16 protein-coding genes are annotated in these 17752 nt (G+C 35.2%); 11 read left to right on the plus strand and 5 right to left on the minus strand.

What is annotated here, in order from left to right; translation table 11 throughout:
- Positions 1-74 precede the first annotated feature (74 nt).
- Positions 75-872, minus strand: coding sequence for a ribonuclease H family protein (locus CJF42_RS21505; RefSeq protein WP_095368638.1), 798 nt, complete (start codon positions 870-872; stop codon positions 75-77).
- A gap of 499 nt (positions 873-1371) precedes the next feature.
- On the opposite strand from CJF42_RS21505, the gene CJF42_RS21510 reads away from it, so the two are divergent.
- Positions 1372-2523 carry a Na/Pi symporter gene (locus CJF42_RS21510; RefSeq protein WP_095368639.1) on the plus strand — a complete coding sequence of 384 codons (1152 nt, stop codon included), beginning with the start codon at positions 1372-1374 and terminating at the stop codon, positions 2521-2523.
- Positions 2524-2625: 102 nt separating this feature from the next.
- On the opposite strand, the gene CJF42_RS21515 is transcribed toward CJF42_RS21510, so the two are convergent.
- Together CJF42_RS21515 and CJF42_RS21520 are read right to left on the minus strand one after the other, a co-directional pair.
- On the minus strand, positions 2626-3069 hold the full coding sequence (locus CJF42_RS21515) for a GNAT family N-acetyltransferase (RefSeq protein ID WP_095368640.1): 444 nt from the start codon (positions 3067-3069) through the stop codon (positions 2626-2628).
- A gap of 221 nt (positions 3070-3290) precedes the next feature.
- Complete coding sequence (locus CJF42_RS21520; RefSeq protein ID WP_095368641.1) at positions 3291-4040, minus strand: outer membrane protein assembly factor BamD; 750 nt, start codon at positions 4038-4040, stop codon at positions 3291-3293.
- A gap of 135 nt (positions 4041-4175) precedes the next feature.
- Here CJF42_RS21520 and rluD point away from each other — a divergent pair, with 135 nt between their 5' ends.
- The 5 genes from rluD (at position 4176) to CJF42_RS21545 (ending at position 11578) form a co-directional block, all read left to right on the plus strand.
- Entirely contained in the window at positions 4176-5153 is a 978-nt protein-coding gene (gene rluD / locus CJF42_RS21525; RefSeq protein ID WP_095368642.1) for a 23S rRNA pseudouridine(1911/1915/1917) synthase RluD, read from the plus strand.
- 45 nt (positions 5154-5198) lie between these two features.
- On the plus strand, positions 5199-5933 hold the full coding sequence (pgeF, locus tag CJF42_RS21530) for a peptidoglycan editing factor PgeF (RefSeq protein WP_095368643.1): 735 nt from the start codon (positions 5199-5201) through the stop codon (positions 5931-5933).
- A 110-nt stretch (positions 5934-6043) separates the two neighbouring features.
- On the plus strand, positions 6044-8620 hold the full coding sequence (clpB, locus tag CJF42_RS21535; RefSeq protein WP_095368644.1) for an ATP-dependent chaperone ClpB: 2577 nt from the start codon (positions 6044-6046) through the stop codon (positions 8618-8620).
- Positions 8621-9255: 635 nt separating this feature from the next.
- Entirely contained in the window at positions 9256-10830 is a 1575-nt protein-coding gene (gshA, locus tag CJF42_RS21540) for a glutamate--cysteine ligase (protein ID WP_095368645.1), read from the plus strand.
- Positions 10831-10954: 124 nt separating this feature from the next.
- Complete coding sequence (locus CJF42_RS21545) at positions 10955-11578, plus strand: transglycosylase SLT domain-containing protein (RefSeq protein WP_095368646.1); 624 nt, start codon at positions 10955-10957, stop codon at positions 11576-11578.
- 103 nt (positions 11579-11681) lie between these two features.
- Here the strand turns inward: CJF42_RS21545 and CJF42_RS21550 are convergent, their stop codons facing one another.
- Positions 11682-12953 (minus strand): HlyC/CorC family transporter, encoded by a 1272-nt coding sequence (locus CJF42_RS21550; protein WP_095368647.1) that lies wholly within the window; start codon positions 12951-12953, stop codon positions 11682-11684.
- Between the two features lie 62 nt (positions 12954-13015).
- Complete coding sequence (locus CJF42_RS21555; protein WP_095368648.1) at positions 13016-13822, minus strand: cytochrome C assembly family protein; 807 nt, start codon at positions 13820-13822, stop codon at positions 13016-13018.
- A 225-nt stretch (positions 13823-14047) separates the two neighbouring features.
- Between CJF42_RS21555 and ffh the strand changes: the two genes are divergently transcribed.
- The 5 genes from ffh (at position 14048) to rplS (ending at position 17675) form a co-directional block, all read left to right on the plus strand.
- Positions 14048-15439 (plus strand): signal recognition particle protein, encoded by a 1392-nt coding sequence (gene ffh, locus CJF42_RS21560; protein WP_095368649.1) that lies wholly within the window; start codon positions 14048-14050, stop codon positions 15437-15439.
- 278 nt (positions 15440-15717) lie between these two features.
- Positions 15718-15966: a 30S ribosomal protein S16 gene (gene rpsP, locus CJF42_RS21565; RefSeq protein WP_095368650.1), complete on the plus strand. Its 249-nt coding sequence runs from the start codon at positions 15718-15720 to the stop codon at positions 15964-15966.
- 17 nt (positions 15967-15983) lie between these two features.
- A complete protein-coding gene (gene rimM, locus CJF42_RS21570; protein ID WP_095368651.1) occupies positions 15984-16508 on the plus strand; it encodes a ribosome maturation factor RimM in 525 nt (174 codons plus the stop codon).
- Entirely contained in the window at positions 16508-17284 is a 777-nt protein-coding gene (gene trmD, locus CJF42_RS21575; RefSeq protein WP_095368652.1) for a tRNA (guanosine(37)-N1)-methyltransferase TrmD, read from the plus strand. The genes rimM and trmD overlap by 1 nt, the downstream gene beginning before the upstream one ends.
- Before the next feature lie 19 nt (positions 17285-17303).
- Complete coding sequence (gene rplS / locus CJF42_RS21580; protein WP_095368653.1) at positions 17304-17675, plus strand: 50S ribosomal protein L19; 372 nt, start codon at positions 17304-17306, stop codon at positions 17673-17675.
- Positions 17676-17752 lie beyond the last annotated feature (77 nt).

The following is a 17752-nucleotide window of genomic DNA, read 5'->3' on the forward strand; positions in this document are numbered from 1 at the left end:
AAGCCTCACCCTACTCGATGTTTATGTCTCGCTTTAAGGTGTATTTAGATATCTAATAGAAGATGATTAAATCTTTAACCATTACGTAAAGATAATAAAGCCTTTAAATCGACAGGTTTATTTTTATCTTCATTATAAAGTTTAAAACCTTCCTCTTTTTTATTTATTGCAATAATAGACATGCGATCTGCTAACTCATTGCCTTCGACACCAACATGACCATTAACATGTAAAATTTGTACTTTATCTTTAATCGTTAAATATAAAGCGAACATTTTTTTGATCAGTTCTAAATTTTTGATTTCACCTGATGGTTTTTTCCAACCTTTTTTCTGCCATCCAGCGGCCCATTGAATGATACATTGAATGGAATATTTTGAGTCACAAAAAATAGCGATACTTTTACCTTGCTTACTTTCGTGATCTGCAATGCGCATTGCGTAATGTAGTGCATTTAATTCTGCTGTATTATTTGTACCGTATGAATTGAATAATCCGTACCAAAGCTCATCAATTTTCTCATTACGATAAACGGCAATTCCAGAGCCCGCTTTACCTGGATTTGGTTCACAACCACCATCGGTATATATTTTTGTATCGATACCCATCGCATCAATTTCTTTTGCGGTATATGTTTTAACACCATTAGAAGTACTTCGTTTCTTAGCGCCATTTTCTGTGATGCCATTCGCACTTTTTGTAGTACTATTGCTAAAAGGCGATCCAGAAAAAGCAGATTTTGCTTCATCTAAGGTGGAGAATGATTTATATTTTGCACCAGAATATTTTTCGATTTGATGCTTACACGTGGACCAGTCATTGAAAATACCTGTCTTTCTGCCTTGCCATACTACATAAAATTTCTTTGCCACGAATTAAATACCTTAGGGATATTTTTACATTAAGTCTGAACATATTCTGTCTCAAAAAAAGAACTTGTTAAAGCGGTATTTATTGTTTTTTTTGAATTCTCGATATTTTTGTAATTTGCGCTACTTGTTTTTCTTTCTTTAAGTTACAAGCGCATCTACTTAATAGTTCCAGCTTTACAGTTATCAGCAAGCGTTTTTTGCGCTTATAAAGCTGAGACGATTTCAAAGGGGTTAAATGTACATGCGCTAGTTAACATACTTAATATAGTGATGGTATAAAATTTAATGTATTTATTCATCTTACCCGTACCCCTTTAGGTGATTTTACTTAGTTAAAGTATAGATTATTGTATGATTTTGTTAATTAGCATCACTTTTCCTAAAAAGAGTATTTTAATAACTCACTGTAATATTTTTGTCATAAACCTTTGGTTTAATGCGCTCGTCATAAAAAATTAATGTAACCGTCATAATTGGAACGGTTAAAAATAGGTGTGATATGAGTAGTAAAACTGAGCAAGTGATAGATGTATCTATAAGTAATAAAATATTTAATTGGGCTGCAGTTGCGTTTTTTGTTTATATGGTACTTGTTGCTGTAGGCACTGTAAGTAGTGGATTTAAATTATTTTCTGGTGGTACAGCAGGTGCTAAAGAAATTTTTGAATTTGCGACCAACCCTTTTATAGCTTTGTTATTAGGAGCTTTAGCAACAGCACTAGTACAGTCATCATCAACGGTTACATCGGTAATTGTAGGTTTAGTTGCAGGTGGTTTACCTATTGGCATTGCTATTCCTATGGTGATGGGAGCAAATATAGGAACTACTATTACTAATACTATAGTGAGCATTGGTCATGTTCGAGATAAAGAAGAATTTAAACGTGCTTTTAGTGCTGCTACAGTTCATGACTTTTTTAATTTACTTGCAGTTGCTATCTTTTTACCACTAGAAATTGCTTTTGGTTTTTTACAAAACGTGGCTCAGTATTTATCTCACTTTTTTGTAGGTGATACTGATTTATCGATTAAAAGCTTTAATTTTATAAAGCCTTTAACTAAGCCGACCGTATCTTTTATAAAAGATACGTTAGACTTCATTCCGGGTTCTAACTTAGGTTTAGCAATGGTTGTAGTGGGGATATTAATTATTCTTGTATCAGTAACTTCTTTAGGTAAAGTATTACGTAAAGTAATGGTCGGACGAGCTAAAGTAATTTTACATAATGCAATTGGTCGTGGACCAGTTGCAGGTATTAGTTCAGGTACCGCTGTCACTATTATGGTGCAATCATCATCAACTACAACAAGCTTAATGATCCCATTAGCGGGTAGTGGTGTCTTTACTACAAAACAAATTTATCCATTTACATTAGGTGCTAACATTGGCACAACAATTACAGCATTACTTGCAGCTACTTCTATATCCGGTGCAGCAAGTGAGGTGGCACTTACTATTGCTCTGGTGCATTTATTATTTAATGTATTTGCAGTAGCGCTTATATACGGCTTACCTTTTTTACGTGATTTACCAATCAAAGCAGCTGAAAAACTCGCTATAATAGGAACGGAAAATAAGATGTTAGCTTTATTATATGTTGTAGGAAGTTTCTTCATCATCCCTAGTCTAATGATATTTGCGGTAAGATAAACTAAAACGATATCAAAAAGGGCGTTGTTATTTAACAGCGCCTTGATCATTTAATTAAAACTTTGGGTATATACCTAAATTATTTGAAATGACATTAGTATTTTACTTTTGCTCATACATTAAATAAGCGCTTTGTTCCATGCCTAGCACTTTATAGGTATTTTGTGCCGAAGTATTATCTTGCTCTACATATAATCTAAAGCTAGCAGCCCCACCTTGCTCCTGTGCAATATCTTTTACTGCTTGATATAATTTGCCATAGATACCTTGACGTCTATTTTCTGGGCGAATATAAACACTTTGAATCCAATAATAGTCTTTTGCTCTCCAATCACTCCATTCAAAAGTGACCATGAGCGAGCCGACAATCTCATTATTAACTTCTGCAACTAGATAAAACCCTTTTTCAGGTGTATTTAGTAAAGTTTGTACACCTAGAGTTAGTTGCTCGGTGTCTAGTGATTGACCTTCAGTCTCTAGTGCCATAGCTTGATTGAAGTTCACTAGCGATTGTAGGTCATTTATTTGACTTTTTCTTATATTCATAGCGTTCTCATTTATTTTTAATATAAAAAAGGGAGTATTAGCTCCCTATTTTTATATTAACTTATACTAATTCCAATAAATATATGATCAATTTAAATGGTTTAAATATACAATAGCTACGTTTCTTTCAATCCTAATAGTCAGCTACTGTTCAATCAAGCGCCTTGCTATTGAAAATTTATTCTAATTTATATTAGATCACTTAGTTAATAGAGTTGGTATTACTTATTTAAATTAAGTGTTGCTTGCGCATTTTTACTTAGATCTGCTAAACCTAATTTGTTATAGCTTTTAACCATCATTTCTAATGCTTCATTGGTATAACTGCTTTGAGAAAAATGTTCAACAACATATTTACCACGGTTTGCAGCTGCTAAATAAGCTTCACGTTCATAATAATAATCAGCAACTTTAATCTCATATTTCGCCATTTTATTCAATAACCAGCCTAAGCGTTTCTTTGCTTCTGGTGTGTAATAACTTTGAGGAAAGCGTTTTACTAAAGTGCTTAAATCTTTAAATGCTTCTCTGGTTTTTTTCGGATCTCTATCAGTTCTATCCACACCAAAATATTCTTGGAATGCATTTTCGTCTGCTTTGATATTTACTAAACCACGCATGTAGTACATGTAATCTAGATCTTTATGATTCGGATTTAAGCGTAAAAACCTATCTATATTAGCTAGTGACTGTTCAACATTGTTCGATTGGTAATATGCAAAAATCAAATCCATTTGCACCTGCTTTGACATAGGTCCAAAGGGATATCTTGAGTCAATAGCACTCAATAATTCAATTGCACGTACATACAATCCAGAGTCTAAAGTCTGTTTTGCATCTAAATATAAAGCTTGTGCAGATTTATTTGGCACACGTTCAATTGCTTTTTGTTCTGGTTTTGATGAACATGCACTTAGTGTTGAAAGTATCAAAGCAATACTAAAAACACGTTTTCCCATTGTATTTATCATTTATTTTTTACCTTATTCTTAATAACGTCGGCATAGGCTAGGCCAAATCGTTAAAAACGAGTAAACTATACCAATTAAGCGATTCTACCCCAGTCAACGGCAGCTTGCACTGGTAAATTTAGGTAAAACTGACAAATGGCAGAGCAAATTTCTTTATCCGCTGAAGTTCCTTTTGAACTTGGTGGCAAACGTCTAGACCAAATTTTAGCAAAATTGTTCCCTGATTATTCACGTTCTCGTATAAAAACATGGATTTTAGATGATATGGTGCAAATAAATGGCGAAACTTTAAACATACCGCGAGAAAAACTACTGGGTGGTGAACAGGTCGCTATCGAAGCTCAAATAGAAGAGCAAAGAGAATACGAAGCTCAAGATATAGATATTAATGTTGTTTATGAAGATGATGATATTTTAGTTGTAAATAAACCAGTTGGTTTAGTCGTACATCCAGGTGCAGGTAATCCAGATGGTACTTTATTAAACGCTTTATTATATCGTTATCCAGAAATTAAGAATGTACCAAGAGCGGGCATCGTTCACCGTCTTGATAAAGATACTTCAGGCCTCATGGTTGTTGCCAAAACGATCCCTGCACAAACTTACCTCGTTGCTAACTTGCAAGCGCGCGTTAATTTTACTCGTGAATATGAAGCAATTTGTATTGGCACTATGACAGGTGGTGGTATGGTGGATGAGCCTATCGGGCGCCATGCAACAAAACGTACACATATGGCTGTCATTTTAGATGGTAAACCAGCAGTAACGCATTTCAGAGTAGCTGAAAAATATCGTGCGCATACACGTTTACGTTTACGCCTTGAAACAGGACGTACGCACCAAATTCGTGTTCATATGGGATTTTTAGGTCATTCTTTAGTTGGAGACATTGTTTATAGTGGGCGTCCTCGCCCACCTAAAAAAGCAACTAAAGAATTATCGGATGTATTAAAAACTTTTAAACGCCAAGCTTTACATGCTGTGATGCTAACGTTAGAACATCCAATTACGGGGGAAATTATGAGCTGGGAAGCACCTATTCCTGATGATATGGTTAAATTAACCTTGGCATTACGCGAAGATACTAAACAAAACCCTCAAAAAGACTTTTAAATATAAGGGCGTATTGAATCGTCAGTACGTCCTGGATCTGAACAAATGTCATATATATCTACAATATGGTCTACTCCTAAAAATATCAAATATTTAACCACAACTAGAAAAGGGGGGGCGTCTAAACCACCTTTTGATAGTTTCAACCTAGCATATCATGTTAATGACAATTCTAATGATGTAGCTGCTAATAGAGCATTATTGCATAAGCAACTTCCAGGTAATGCAATTTGGTTGGAGCAAATACATAGTAATAAAGTTATTGAAATATCTTCAGAAAGTGATTTAAATTCTGTTCAAAAAGCTGACGCTCTATTTACTAAAGTTAAAAATATCCCCTTGGCGATTATGACTGCGGATTGTCTCCCTATTTTACTGACAAATAAAAATGGTAGTCAAATAGCCGCAATTCATGGTGGTTGGCGTGGATTAGCTAGTGGTATAATTGAAAACACTTTAGCATGTTTTGATTGTGACCCTTCGCAAATAATGGCGTGGCTAGGTCCTGCAATTGGGCCTGAAAATTTTGAAGTCGGTCAGGATGTTATCGATGCTTTTTCAGAACGAAATATAAACCTATTAGATGCATTTAATCCGCAAGAAAATGGAAAGTTTTATGTAGATATCTTTATGTTGGCAAAACAATTGCTTGATAATTTAGGTATTATACAGACTACATGTGAGCAGCAGTGTACTTTTAATGAACCTGAATTCTTTTATTCCTATAGAAGAGAAAGTAAAACGGGGCGTATGGCCAGTCTAATTTGGATCTGTAATTAAATAAAAAATACTAAATCCAATCAAAATATACTTCCTTTAGTCTTGAACATTTAAACAATAATACCCATAAATAATATAGTTAATGAAAAATAGATCTTTAGAGGCTAACCATGCGTTTAGACCGACTTACCAGTAAATTACAAGCTGCATTATCAGATGCACAATCCTTAGCTTTAGGCCGCGATCATCAATTTTTAGAACCTGTGCATTTAATGTACGCTTTGTTACAACAAACAGGTTCAAGTATTCGTGCATTACTCGTTCAAACGGGTGTTAATCCGAATGAAATGAATACGCAATTATCGAAAGCGATAGAGAAACTTTTTAAAGTTGAGGGCATAGGAGGAGATGTTCAGCTATCCCCTAATATGATTAACTTGCTTAACTTGAGTGATAAATACTCTCAAAAACGTAAAGACAAATTTATTTCTAGTGAAATATTCATTTTAGCCGCTTGCGAAGATAAAGGGCCTTTAGGTGAAATTTTTAAATTGTTAAAAATTAATGCAAGTAAAGTTGAAAAAGGAATACAAGCAATTAGAGGTGGCCAGAAGGTTGATGACGCCAATGCAGAAGATAACCGTCAATCACTTGAAAAATTTACCATAGATTTAACAGAGCGAGCGGAGCAAGGAAAACTAGATCCTGTTATTGGCAGAGATGACGAAATACGCAGGACATTACAAGTATTGCAAAGACGAACAAAAAATAACCCTGTATTAATTGGTGAACCTGGTGTTGGTAAAACGGCAATAGCTGAAGGGCTTGCGCAACGTATTATAAATGGTGAAGTACCTGAGGGGTTAAAAGGAAAACGTGTCTTATCGCTAGATTTAGGTGCTTTAGTCGCAGGAGCAAAATATCGAGGTGAATTTGAAGAAAGACTTAAGTCTGTTTTAAATGAATTATCAAAAGAAGAAGGCCAGGTAATTTTATTTATAGATGAAATTCATACTATGGTAGGTGCAGGTAAAAGTGACGGGGCTATGGATGCAGGCAATATGCTAAAGCCTGCGCTTGCAAGAGGGGAGTTACATTGTGTTGGAGCGACAACTTTAGATGAGTACCGTAAGTATATTGAAAAAGATGCGGCGTTAGAACGACGTTTTCAAAAGGTATTAGTTCAAGAGCCTACAGTTGAAGATACCATTGCTATTTTAAGAGGTTTAAAAGAGCGTTATGAGCTCCATCACTCTGTGGATATTAGTGATCCTGCCATTGTTGCTGCGGCAACATTATCTCATCGATATATATCGGATAGAAAATTACCAGATAAAGCAATCGATTTGATTGATGAAGCTGGTTCATCAATCAGATTACAAATAGACTCAAAGCCAGAAGAGCTAGATAAGTTGGAGCGTAAAATTATTCAACTTAAACTAGAAGATAACGCACTTGAAAAAGAGCAGGATGATGCCAGTATCAAGCGTCAACAAGATATAAAACATCAAATTATTGCACTTGATAAGCAATACAATGAATTAGATGAAGTATGGATCGCAGAAAAAGCATCTTTACAAGGTACACAAGTTATTAAAGCAGAGCTAGAGCAGGCAAGGCTTGATTTAGATGTCGCAAGGCGCGCGAGTGATTTACAGCGTATGTCAGAATTACAATATGGCAGAATTCCTGAATTAGAGAATAAGCTCGATTTAGCTTCACAAGCTGAAATGCAAGATATGAGTTTATTAAAAAATAAAGTAGGAGAAAGTGAGATCGCAGAAATATTATCTCGCTGGACTGGAATACCAATTAATAAAATGCTTCAAGGTGAACGTGATAAGTTATTGAAAATGGAAGCCCAACTTCATGAAACCGTAATTGGTCAAGATGAAGCGGTGGAGGCTGTCTCAAATGCAATCAGACGATCGAGAGCAGGTCTAGCTGACCCAAATCGTCCTATGGGTTCATTTTTATTTTTAGGGCCTTCAGGGGTTGGTAAAACAGAATTAACAAAGACGTTAGCTAATTTTATGTTTGATACGACCGATGCTATGGTGCGTATTGATATGTCTGAATTTATGGAAAAACACTCAGTTTCACGTTTAGTAGGCGCACCACCTGGATATGTAGGCTATGAGGAAGGTGGCTATTTAACGGAAGCCGTAAGAAGAAAGCCTTATTCAGTTATTTTATTAGATGAAGTTGAAAAAGCACATCCCGATGTTTTTAATATATTATTACAAGTACTTGATGATGGGCGTTTAACTGATGGACAAGGGCGCACCGTTGACTTTAAAAACACTGTAATAATAATGACTTCAAACTTGGGTTCAGAACTGATTCAAGAACAAACGGATACTGCCGATTATCAACAATTAAAACAGATGTTAATGGAAGTCTTGTCAAATCAATTTAGACCTGAATTTATTAACCGTATTGATGAAACTGTTGTATTCCATCCTTTAGCCAATGAACATATAAAACAAATTGCGTATATTCAATTACAAAATTTACGTGGGCGTTTAGCTGATTTGGATTATCAACTTATTTTAACAGATGAAGCAATGTCTAAGTTGGCTGAGTCTGGTTTTGATCCTGTATTTGGCGCAAGGCCGCTAAAAAGAGCAATACAATCTTCAATTGAAAATCCATTAGCACAATTATTATTAGCGGGTGAAAGTAAAAAAGGGTCTTTATTTACAATCGATGTGGCAAATGGTAAGTTTTTAATTTCAAAAGATTAAAGACCTTTATTATTCAAGAGTAACCTCTGAGTTTGAGCTTTATTGTTTATGCAAAAAAGCTCAATGCATTTTTCAGCTTGTTTTTTATATTCAGCTTTATCATCAGACAAAACATGCTCTTTTCAAGAATAATGGGAGTCTTTTCTTAAAAATAAGTACCTTCTATTTTATTATTAGAATGAGTTTATATTTTAGAAAAAATTTCAAGTTTATACTCGTGCTACTTGGTCATCCAGGTTTCAGAATTTGGGTGGTATAGAGTTACAAAATATGGTTTGTGATCCAAGGTATTCCCTGATTATCAATCATAACGCCATAATCGTTTTCTACCCAAATTCATGTAGGGCAAGACGATAAGCGAGTAACTGCGTTGTTATAAGATATTTGTTGAGAATGACTTAAAGGCACATATTATGCGTCGTATTTGGTCGCTTCTCGACTTGCTGAAATCGCGCATTTCCATGTAGTATGGTATATAGATATTATGGAGTTTAATGCGAAATTTTTTGATACCATTAAAGTATTAAATTTGTTCTGTTTAATAATATATTAATGTGGTGCTATTGAGTATTTTTGACATGCCCCCATAAAAACAAGAAGCAAGTACAAAGCCATTTAGGTTTGAGGATTTATTTTTGAAAAAACAGTTATTACAATCAACTTTAGCGGCGCTTTACCTTGAAGAAAACAGTAAAAGTATCTTAGGGATCACCCGAGGTATAGAACGTGAAACTTTAAGGATCAGTAAAGAAGGTCGTTTATCTTCAAATACTCACCCTAAAAGTATCGGTAGTGCTTTAACACATAAATATATCACTACAGATTTTTCTGAATCTCTATTAGAGTTTATTACGCCAGCGACAGATAACGCTGAACGTACATTAAATCAGTTAAGAGATATTCAAAAGTACACCCAAGCGAGACTTGATAACGAAGTTTTATGGCCGATGAGTATGCCATGCTTTATCAAAAATCAAGATGAAATCGCTTTAGCAGATTATGGCAGATCCAATATAGGCCAAATGAAAACGCTATATAGAGAGGGCCTGAAAAACCGTTACGGTAGCATGATGCAAGCAATTGCAGGTGTTCATTTTAACATTTCATTCCCTAAATTATTCTGGGAAAGCTTACAAAAAATTAAAGACGATAGCTCAAAATCACAAGACTTTATTTCAGCTGGTTATTTAGGATTAATACGTAATTTTAAGCGTGAATTATGGTTGTTGAGTTACTTATTTGGTGCCTCACCTGCGTTATGTTCTTCATTTTTAGAAGGCAAGGAAAGTAAATTACCTTTTGAAAAGTTAGGTGAGGGGAGTTTATATCTGCCATATGGCACCGCGCTGCGTTTAGGTGACTTAGGTTATACGAATAGCGAGCAATCTGCTTTAAAAGTAACTTATAATACGTTAGAAGAGTATACAGAAGGCTTAAAAAAAGCGATTTCAACAGATTCAGGTTTATATCGTAATATTGGCACAAATGAAGATGGCTCATTAAAACAATTAAATAGTAATGTTTTACAGATTGAAAATGAATTTTATTCTCCAATTAGACCTAAGCGTAATGCTGATCTCGGTGAAACGCCAATAGATGCATTAAATCGTGGTGGTATAGAGTATATTGAAGTACGTGCGCTTGATGTTAATCCATTTAGTGATACTGGTATTAGCCTACAGCAGATACACTTTTTAGACGTGTTTCTATTATATTGCTTATTAAATGATGCACCTTTAATGAGTTGTGATGAGCAAAATATTAGTCAACAAAATTTAGATAAAGTAGTAAATCAAGGGCGTGATCCTAATTTAACACTACAAAAAGGTAATGAAAGCGTTTCGATTAAAACGTGGGGTAAAGATATCTTTGAACAACTTTCACTTGTGGCGAAATGGCTGGATGATGCTCATGAGACTGAACATTATAAAAAAGCGATTAATGAATTAAGTTTAGGTGTTGAAGATCCAAACCAAACGCTTTCAGGTCAATATATGAATGAACTAAAAGCATCAGGTAAAGATAATGGGTGCTTTGCACTTGATTTAGCAAATCAATATCAAAACCAGTTACAGTCGCATCAATATATCGAGTTTAGTGAATCGGACTTAAACGCTGAAAGTGAAAAATCTTTTGTTAAACAGTTACAAATAGAAAATACTGATAAACTGACTTTTGATGAGTTTTTAAAAGATTATTTTAAAAATTAACATCAATATATAGGCAAAAAAAAACGCAGCGACAATAGCTGCGTTAAATATTCTTCAGGGATGAAACAATGTTCATAAAGTCAGACCAAGGCCTTTTTAATAAGTTCAAAAAGAATTGAGCAAAATGGAAAAAAAAATAACTTTACCTATTTTATTAATTTCAACCTCAGTTATATTAACAGGCTGTGCTTCTGCGCCACCTAAAAATCCAAATAATATCTGTGATATCTTTACCGAAAAGCGTGATTGGTATTTTGCATCTAAAGAGTCTCAAGATAAATGGGGCGCTCCTAAACATGTATTAATGAGTATGATGTATCAAGAAAGCTCTTTTAAGCATGATGCGCAACCGCCAATGGAATACTTTTTAGGTTTTATTCCAATAGGTCGAGCAAGCTCTGCTTATGGTTTTTCACAAGCAAAAACCATGACTTGGGATGACTATATAAAAAAAACAGATAATTCAGGTGCCGATAGAGATGATTTTGATGATGCAATAGACTTTATGGGGTGGTTTGTTTATCAAACACATCGCATTAATGGTATTTCTAAATGGGATGCATATGCTCAGTATCTTAATTATCATGAAGGTTGGGGGGGGTACCGCAGAGGTACCTATAAAAAGAAAAAATGGCTAATGTCGGTATCAAATAAAGTAAAGCATCGTGCAAGTAAATATGGTTCGCAATTGAAAAAATGTGAAGATGATTTGAATAGAGGCTGGTTTAGCCGTTTCTTTTTTGGCTAATGTAAAAGGTAAAAAGCCGGATATTTATATTCGGCTTTTTACTTTTTAAAATTGTCTTGTCCTGAAATGTGTTTACACATTTAGGACTTATTATGAACAAATGTTAGATTTTATGGTCAGGTAATACTTTTGCGAGTTTTACAGTATTTTCTTTGACTTCAATAATCTCAATCGGATAACCCGCTAAACGAATACTTACATTCGCTTCAGGTATTTCTTCTAAATATTCTACGATTAAACCACTTAATGTTTTTGGACCATCTGTAGGGAAGGTCCAGTTCATTTCTTTATTTAAATCTCGAATATTAGCACTGCCGTCAATGATAAATGTACCATCCTGTTGAGAGTATATTTCTTCACTAGGCGTACGCGTCATGGTTGTAGTGAAATCACCAACCACTTCTTCTAGTATATCTTCAAGTGTCACTAAACCTTGAATATCACCATATTCATCAACTACTAAGCCAATGCGCTCTTTACTCTGTTGAAATTTAAATAGTTGTGTATTAAGAGATGTACCTTCAGGGACGTAATAAATATCTCTTACTGCACGTAATAATGAATCTTTACTAAATTGTTCTTTTGTTAATATCCTTAAAGCATCTCTAGAGTGAATAAAGCCAACAACATCATCAATTTGATCTCTGTAAAGTAATACGCGTGTATGTTGAGCATGAGATAGTTGTTTTAAAATAGCTTTAAAATCATCATTGATATCAATGCCCACAATTTCATTTCGTGGGATCATAATATCTTCTACTTTTACTTGTTCTAAATCTAAAATAGAGACAAGCATATTTTGGTGTCGCTCAGGGAGCATTGCTCCAGATTCGTTTACAACCGTTTTTAGTTCTTCTTTACTTAAACTATGCTGCTCTATTTTATCAGCACTAATACCAAATAATTTAAGTAAACCATTGGTTATCCAATTGACTGAGATCACAACTGGAAACAGTATTTTTAATAAAACATTTAATATAACAGAGCTTGGGAAAGCAACTTTTTCAGGGTGAAGCGCTGCTAACGTTTTAGGTGTGACTTCTGCAAATATTAATACTACGAGTGTTAAAACAATAGTTGTAATGGCTACCCCTGTAATACTATCGCCTATCAGTCGCATACCAATAATAGTGGCTACGGATGATGCTGCAATATTAACTAGGTTATTTCCTATCAGAATTAAACCAATTAATCGATCAGGTCTTTCAAGAAGTTTGCTTACACGCTTGGCACCATTATGGTTTTGTTTTTCTAGGTGGCGTAGGCGATAGCGATTAAGTGACATTAATCCAGTTTCAGAGCCAGAAAAATAGCCTGAGATAAGTATAAGTACTGCAAGTGTTATAAATAGCGTACTTGTAGATATGGCGTCCAACTAGGGATCCTTTTATTTAAAGTAGAACTGGTATTAAGTCTTAGCTCGTAACTATAGTCAAGTTAAAATTGATATAATAAAACTTCTTTCACAAATCTACTGCCAAAATAGGCCATAGTTAACATAAAAGCAGCAAACATAATTGTCAAAATACTACTTTTTCCACGCCAACCACGATATTTATGTCCCCCTGTTACGGCGATAAAACAACACCAAGCTAACATTGAAAGTACTGTTTTATGGATGAAATCATGACTAAACATATCTTCAAGGAATATAAAACCGGTTGCAAGTGCAATCGTAAGTAATGAAGTTCCGACTGTAACTAATTGATAGAGTTGTCTTTCAACAACCATAAGTGGTGGTAAATGGCTGTATGCAATTGATAAATCTTTTTGCTTCAACCTTTTGTTTATAAAGTAAAACTGTATAGCGTAAAGGGTTGCGATAATCAATATACAGTAAGCTAAAAACGATAATGAAATATGTGAAACAAGCGCGATATTTATATTAATCGATTTTAAAATAATATGATGTGGCAGAAACAAGCTTACAATTAACAATATAGCTGCAAATCCATAAACAACAGGTAACAATAAAGTGGCAGGAAAACGCAATGAAACCGTTGTTATTGAAACAACAATTATCCAACATATTAATAAAGATATATTGACTAAGCTTAAATCTTGGCCGACTTCAGTGAAAACCAAATTAACTAATAACGCCATGTGCGATAAGATCGCAACTGTACTTAATAGTAAAGTGAGTTTTTTATTTGGTCCATCTTTATGAAATAAACGCGTAACGACATGACTACTTGCTAAAGCGTAGAAAAAAAATGCAATAAAGGTAAGACTATTCACAAGCATATGTATACCGTTGGGCAAAGCCCTATATTCAATGATATTATGTTGTTATTGTATTTTAACCGAAACGAATTTCATAGAGGTGAAACCAATATAAATGAATTTGCTTTGCATAGATTTGAGGCTTATCTAGGTACATTCGTAGATATTTGTAATCAATTCTGTTTTATACAGTGTTATCTGAGGTATAATCGAAAATAATTTAGAATTTTGGACGGACGATTTTTAATGTTTGAAAACTTACAGGAACGATTAGGCAAAACCTTAAACAATATAAGAGGCCGAGGTCGTCTAACTGAAGATAATATAAAAGAGACTTTGCGTGAAGTACGCATGGCCTTGTTAGAAGCTGATGTTGCTTTACCTGTTGTTCGCGAGTTTGTTAAAACAGTAAAAGAGCGTGCCGTTGGTACTGAAGTAACAAAAAGTCTTACCCCGGGACAAATTTTTGTAAAAATTGTTCAAGATGAACTTGAAAAAGCGATGGGTGAAGCAAATGAAGAGCTAAATCTCAATGCTCAACCGCCAGCCGTTATAATGATGGCTGGTTTACAAGGTGCCGGTAAAACAACCAGTGTGGCGAAACTGTCAAAGTTTTTGATAGAAAGAAAAAAGAAATCAGTTTTAGTTGTAAGTGCTGATGTATACCGCCCAGCTGCAATAAAACAGTTGGAAACTTTAGCGCAAGAAGTTTCAGCTGAATTTTTCCCAAGTGATATTTCTCAAAAGCCAGTTGATATTGTAAATGATGCAATTGCATATGCGAAACGTAAATTTATTGAAGTTGTTATTGTAGATACAGCTGGTCGTCTTCACATCGATACAGATATGATGGATGAAATTAAAGCCTTACATAGTGCTGTAAATCCGGTAGAAACATTGTTTGTAGTTGATGCTATGACAGGGCAAGATGCTGCCAATACAGCTAAAGCTTTTGGAGATGCATTACCATTGACGGGTGTGATCCTGACGAAAACTGATGGTGATGCACGTGGCGGTGCAGCTTTATCAATTCGTCATATCACAGGTAAACCAATTAAATTCATTGGAGCGGGTGAAAAAGTTGATGCTTTAGAACCTTTTCATCCTGATAGAATCGCATCTCGTATTTTAGGCATGGGCGATGTACTTTCATTAATCGAACAAGTCGAAATGAAAGTAGATAAAGACCAAGCTGCCAAAGTTGCTAATAAAGTATTTAAAGGCAATGGCTTTACACTAGAAGATTTTGCTGAACAGCTTAGACAAATGAAAAACATGGGCGGCATGATGTCTATGATGGATAAGCTGCCTGGTATGGCTAATATACCAGAGGCAGCTAAGAGCCAAATGGGCGATAAAACATTTAATCAAATGGAAGCGATTATTAACTCAATGACAGTTAAAGAGCGAATTCGCCCAGAAATAATTAAAGGTTCACGTAAAAAGCGTATAGCAGCAGGTTCTGGCACGACAGTTCAAGAAATAAACAAATTATTAAAACAGTTTACTCAAATGCAAAAAATGATGAAAAAAATGAAAGGTAAAGGCGGCATGATGAAAATGATGCGCGGCATGAAAAATATGATGCCACCAGGAATGGGGGGTGGTATGGGTGGCATTGGCGGACCTAAATTCTAACCATTACCTCTTAAATTTGATTTTAGCTGGAGATGGGTAGCTTATTGGCTTTACATCATTATATTCTTCACAAACTCCAGCTCTAGGTCCTTTTTCACTCAAGCATAAATATTAAACTTTACATTACCAAATTATAAATATACCTTGCATTATTTCACCATATACGTACAATTCGCGAGCTTCATCTGAACTTGTCATTTTTATTTTATAAAAGGCAAGTGAGAATAGGAAGTATGTTAGAAAGTAATTAAAACATTAAATTATAGGTAGAAAACGATATGGTAACTATTCGTTTACAACGTGGCGGTGCTAAGAAGCGTCCATTTTATCAAGTAGTAGTAGCGGACAGCCGTTGTGCTCGTGACGGTCGTTTCATCGAGAAAGTTGGTTTCTTTAACCCTCTGGCTCGTGGTCAAGAAGAAAAAATACGTTTAGATCTTGCTCGTGTAGAACATTGGGTAAGTCAAGGCGCATCTTTATCTGATCGCGTTAAAAGAATTGTAAAAGACGCTCGTAAAGCGGCTTAATAGGTGTAAGTGAAACCATGAGTCAAGATTCTATTGTTGTAGGTAAGCTTGGTGCCCCTCACGGCATAAAAGGATGGCTTAAGGTACATTCATTTACTGATGATCCCGAAGGGATCTTTGATTTCAGCCCTTGGCTGATTAATCAACAAGGTAAAGTGGAGACCTTTGAAGTTGCCGACTGGCGTCGAAGCGGAAAAGGCTTTATAGCCAAATTTGCAAATATTAATGACAGAGATGAAGCGATGGCTTATACCCATGGTGAAATCACAGTTCAAGAATCGCAAATTCCAGAATTACCACAAGGTGAATTCTATTGGCGAGACCTTATTGGCATGTCAGTTGTAACTAATAAAGGTTACAGCTTAGGCAAAGTCGATGACTTGATGGAAACAGGTTCTAATGATGTTTTAGTTGTTAAAGCTAACAATAATGACGGATTTGGAAAGTCTGAGCGTTTATTACCATTTTTAACTGATTCAGTTATTGAAAATGTTGATTCAGACGCAAGAGAAATTACTGTAGATTGGGACCCAAGCTTTTAATGTGTACTGAGTCTAAACTTTGGGTTGGGGTGATAAGTCTTTTCCCTGAAATGTTTGATTCAATCACTAAACTTGGTGTTACTGGTCGAGCGGTTAAAAATGGCATTGTTAACTTTAATAGTTGGAATCCTCGAGACTACGCTATAGATAAGCATAGAACCGTAGATGATCGCCCTTATGGTGGCGGACCAGGTATGTTGATGATGGTTGAACCGCTTAAAAAAGCAATTACCGATGCAAAAATTGCAGCTGGTGATGGTGTTAAAGTAATTTATCTGTCGCCTCAAGGGCGTAAATTAGATCAACAAGGTGCTGCCGAATTGGCAAAACATGAAAAGTTGATTCTAGTCGCTGGTCGCTACGAAGGTATAGATGAACGTATTATAGAGTCACATATTGACGAAGAATGGTCAGTAGGTGATTATATTTTGAGTGGTGGTGAACTACCAGCAATGACATTAATTGATGCAGTAGCGAGATTAGTGCCAGGTGTATTAGGTCACAATCAATCGGCAGAACAAGATTCATTTTCTGATGGATTATTGGATTGTCCACACTATACTCGACCTGAAATTTTGGATGGTAAGCAAGTCCCAGCTGTATTACGCAGTGGGGATCACCAAAAAATTGCACAATGGCGTTTAAAAAAGTCACTGGGTAGAACTTGGTTAAGACGTCCAGACTTGTTGAATAAACTAGCTCTGACTGAGGAACAAACAAAATTATTAGCTGAATTTCAGCAAGAAAATAGTGAGTTTGTGGCAAATGACAGTTAATACTAGAAAAGAGAAAATAATGTCAAAAGTTAATCAAAATATTATTCTAGCGCTTGAAGAAGAGCAGCTTAAAAAAGACCTTCCTGCATTTGCTCCTGGTGATACAGTTGTAGTTAAAGTACGTGTTAAAGAAGGTGAAAAAGAACGTTTACAGGCTTTCGAAGGCGTAGTGATCGCTGTTCGTAATCGTGGTCTTCACTCAGCATTTACTGTTCGTAAAATATCGAGCGGTGAAGGCGTTGAGCGAGTTTTCCAAACTCACTCTCTTCAAGTAGATAGCATTGAAGTTAAACGTCGTGGTGCAGTTCGTCGTGCGAAACTTTACTATTTACGTGAGCGTTCTGGTAAATCTGCACGTATCAAAGAGAAACTTCCTGCTAAAAGAAAGTAGATCTTTATACGTATACGTATTTGGTTCAGATAAAAAAGTCGATATCGTATGATATCGGCTTTTTTGTTTGCCCAGCG

Source organism: Pseudoalteromonas sp. NBT06-2 (assembly GCF_002276045.1).
GTDB lineage: Bacteria > Pseudomonadota > Gammaproteobacteria > Enterobacterales > Alteromonadaceae > Pseudoalteromonas.

What these genes read in the sequence shown, in the direction of transcription:
- CJF42_RS21510 (WP_095368639.1), top strand. Translation starts at nt 1,372, where the DNA reads ATGAGTAGTAAAACTGAGCAAGTGATAGATGTATCTATAAGTAATAAA.
- CJF42_RS21515 (WP_095368640.1), bottom strand. Translation starts at nt 3,069, where the DNA reads ATGAATATAAGAAAAAGTCAAATAAATGACCTACAATCGCTAGTGAAC.
- CJF42_RS21520 (WP_095368641.1), bottom strand. Translation starts at nt 4,040, where the DNA reads ATGATAAATACAATGGGAAAACGTGTTTTTAGTATTGCTTTGATACTT.
- rluD (WP_095368642.1), top strand. Translation starts at nt 4,176, where the DNA reads ATGGCAGAGCAAATTTCTTTATCCGCTGAAGTTCCTTTTGAACTTGGT.
- pgeF (WP_095368643.1), top strand. Translation starts at nt 5,199, where the DNA reads ATGTCATATATATCTACAATATGGTCTACTCCTAAAAATATCAAATAT.
- clpB (WP_095368644.1), top strand. Translation starts at nt 6,044, where the DNA reads ATGCGTTTAGACCGACTTACCAGTAAATTACAAGCTGCATTATCAGAT.
- CJF42_RS21545 (WP_095368646.1), top strand. Translation starts at nt 10,955, where the DNA reads ATGGAAAAAAAAATAACTTTACCTATTTTATTAATTTCAACCTCAGTT.
- CJF42_RS21555 (WP_095368648.1), bottom strand. Translation starts at nt 13,822, where the DNA reads ATGCTTGTGAATAGTCTTACCTTTATTGCATTTTTTTTCTACGCTTTA.
- ffh (WP_095368649.1), top strand. Translation starts at nt 14,048, where the DNA reads ATGTTTGAAAACTTACAGGAACGATTAGGCAAAACCTTAAACAATATA.
- rpsP (WP_095368650.1), top strand. Translation starts at nt 15,718, where the DNA reads ATGGTAACTATTCGTTTACAACGTGGCGGTGCTAAGAAGCGTCCATTT.
- rimM (WP_095368651.1), top strand. Translation starts at nt 15,984, where the DNA reads ATGAGTCAAGATTCTATTGTTGTAGGTAAGCTTGGTGCCCCTCACGGC.
- trmD (WP_095368652.1), top strand. Translation starts at nt 16,508, where the DNA reads ATGTGTACTGAGTCTAAACTTTGGGTTGGGGTGATAAGTCTTTTCCCT.
- rplS (WP_095368653.1), top strand. Translation starts at nt 17,304, where the DNA reads ATGTCAAAAGTTAATCAAAATATTATTCTAGCGCTTGAAGAAGAGCAG.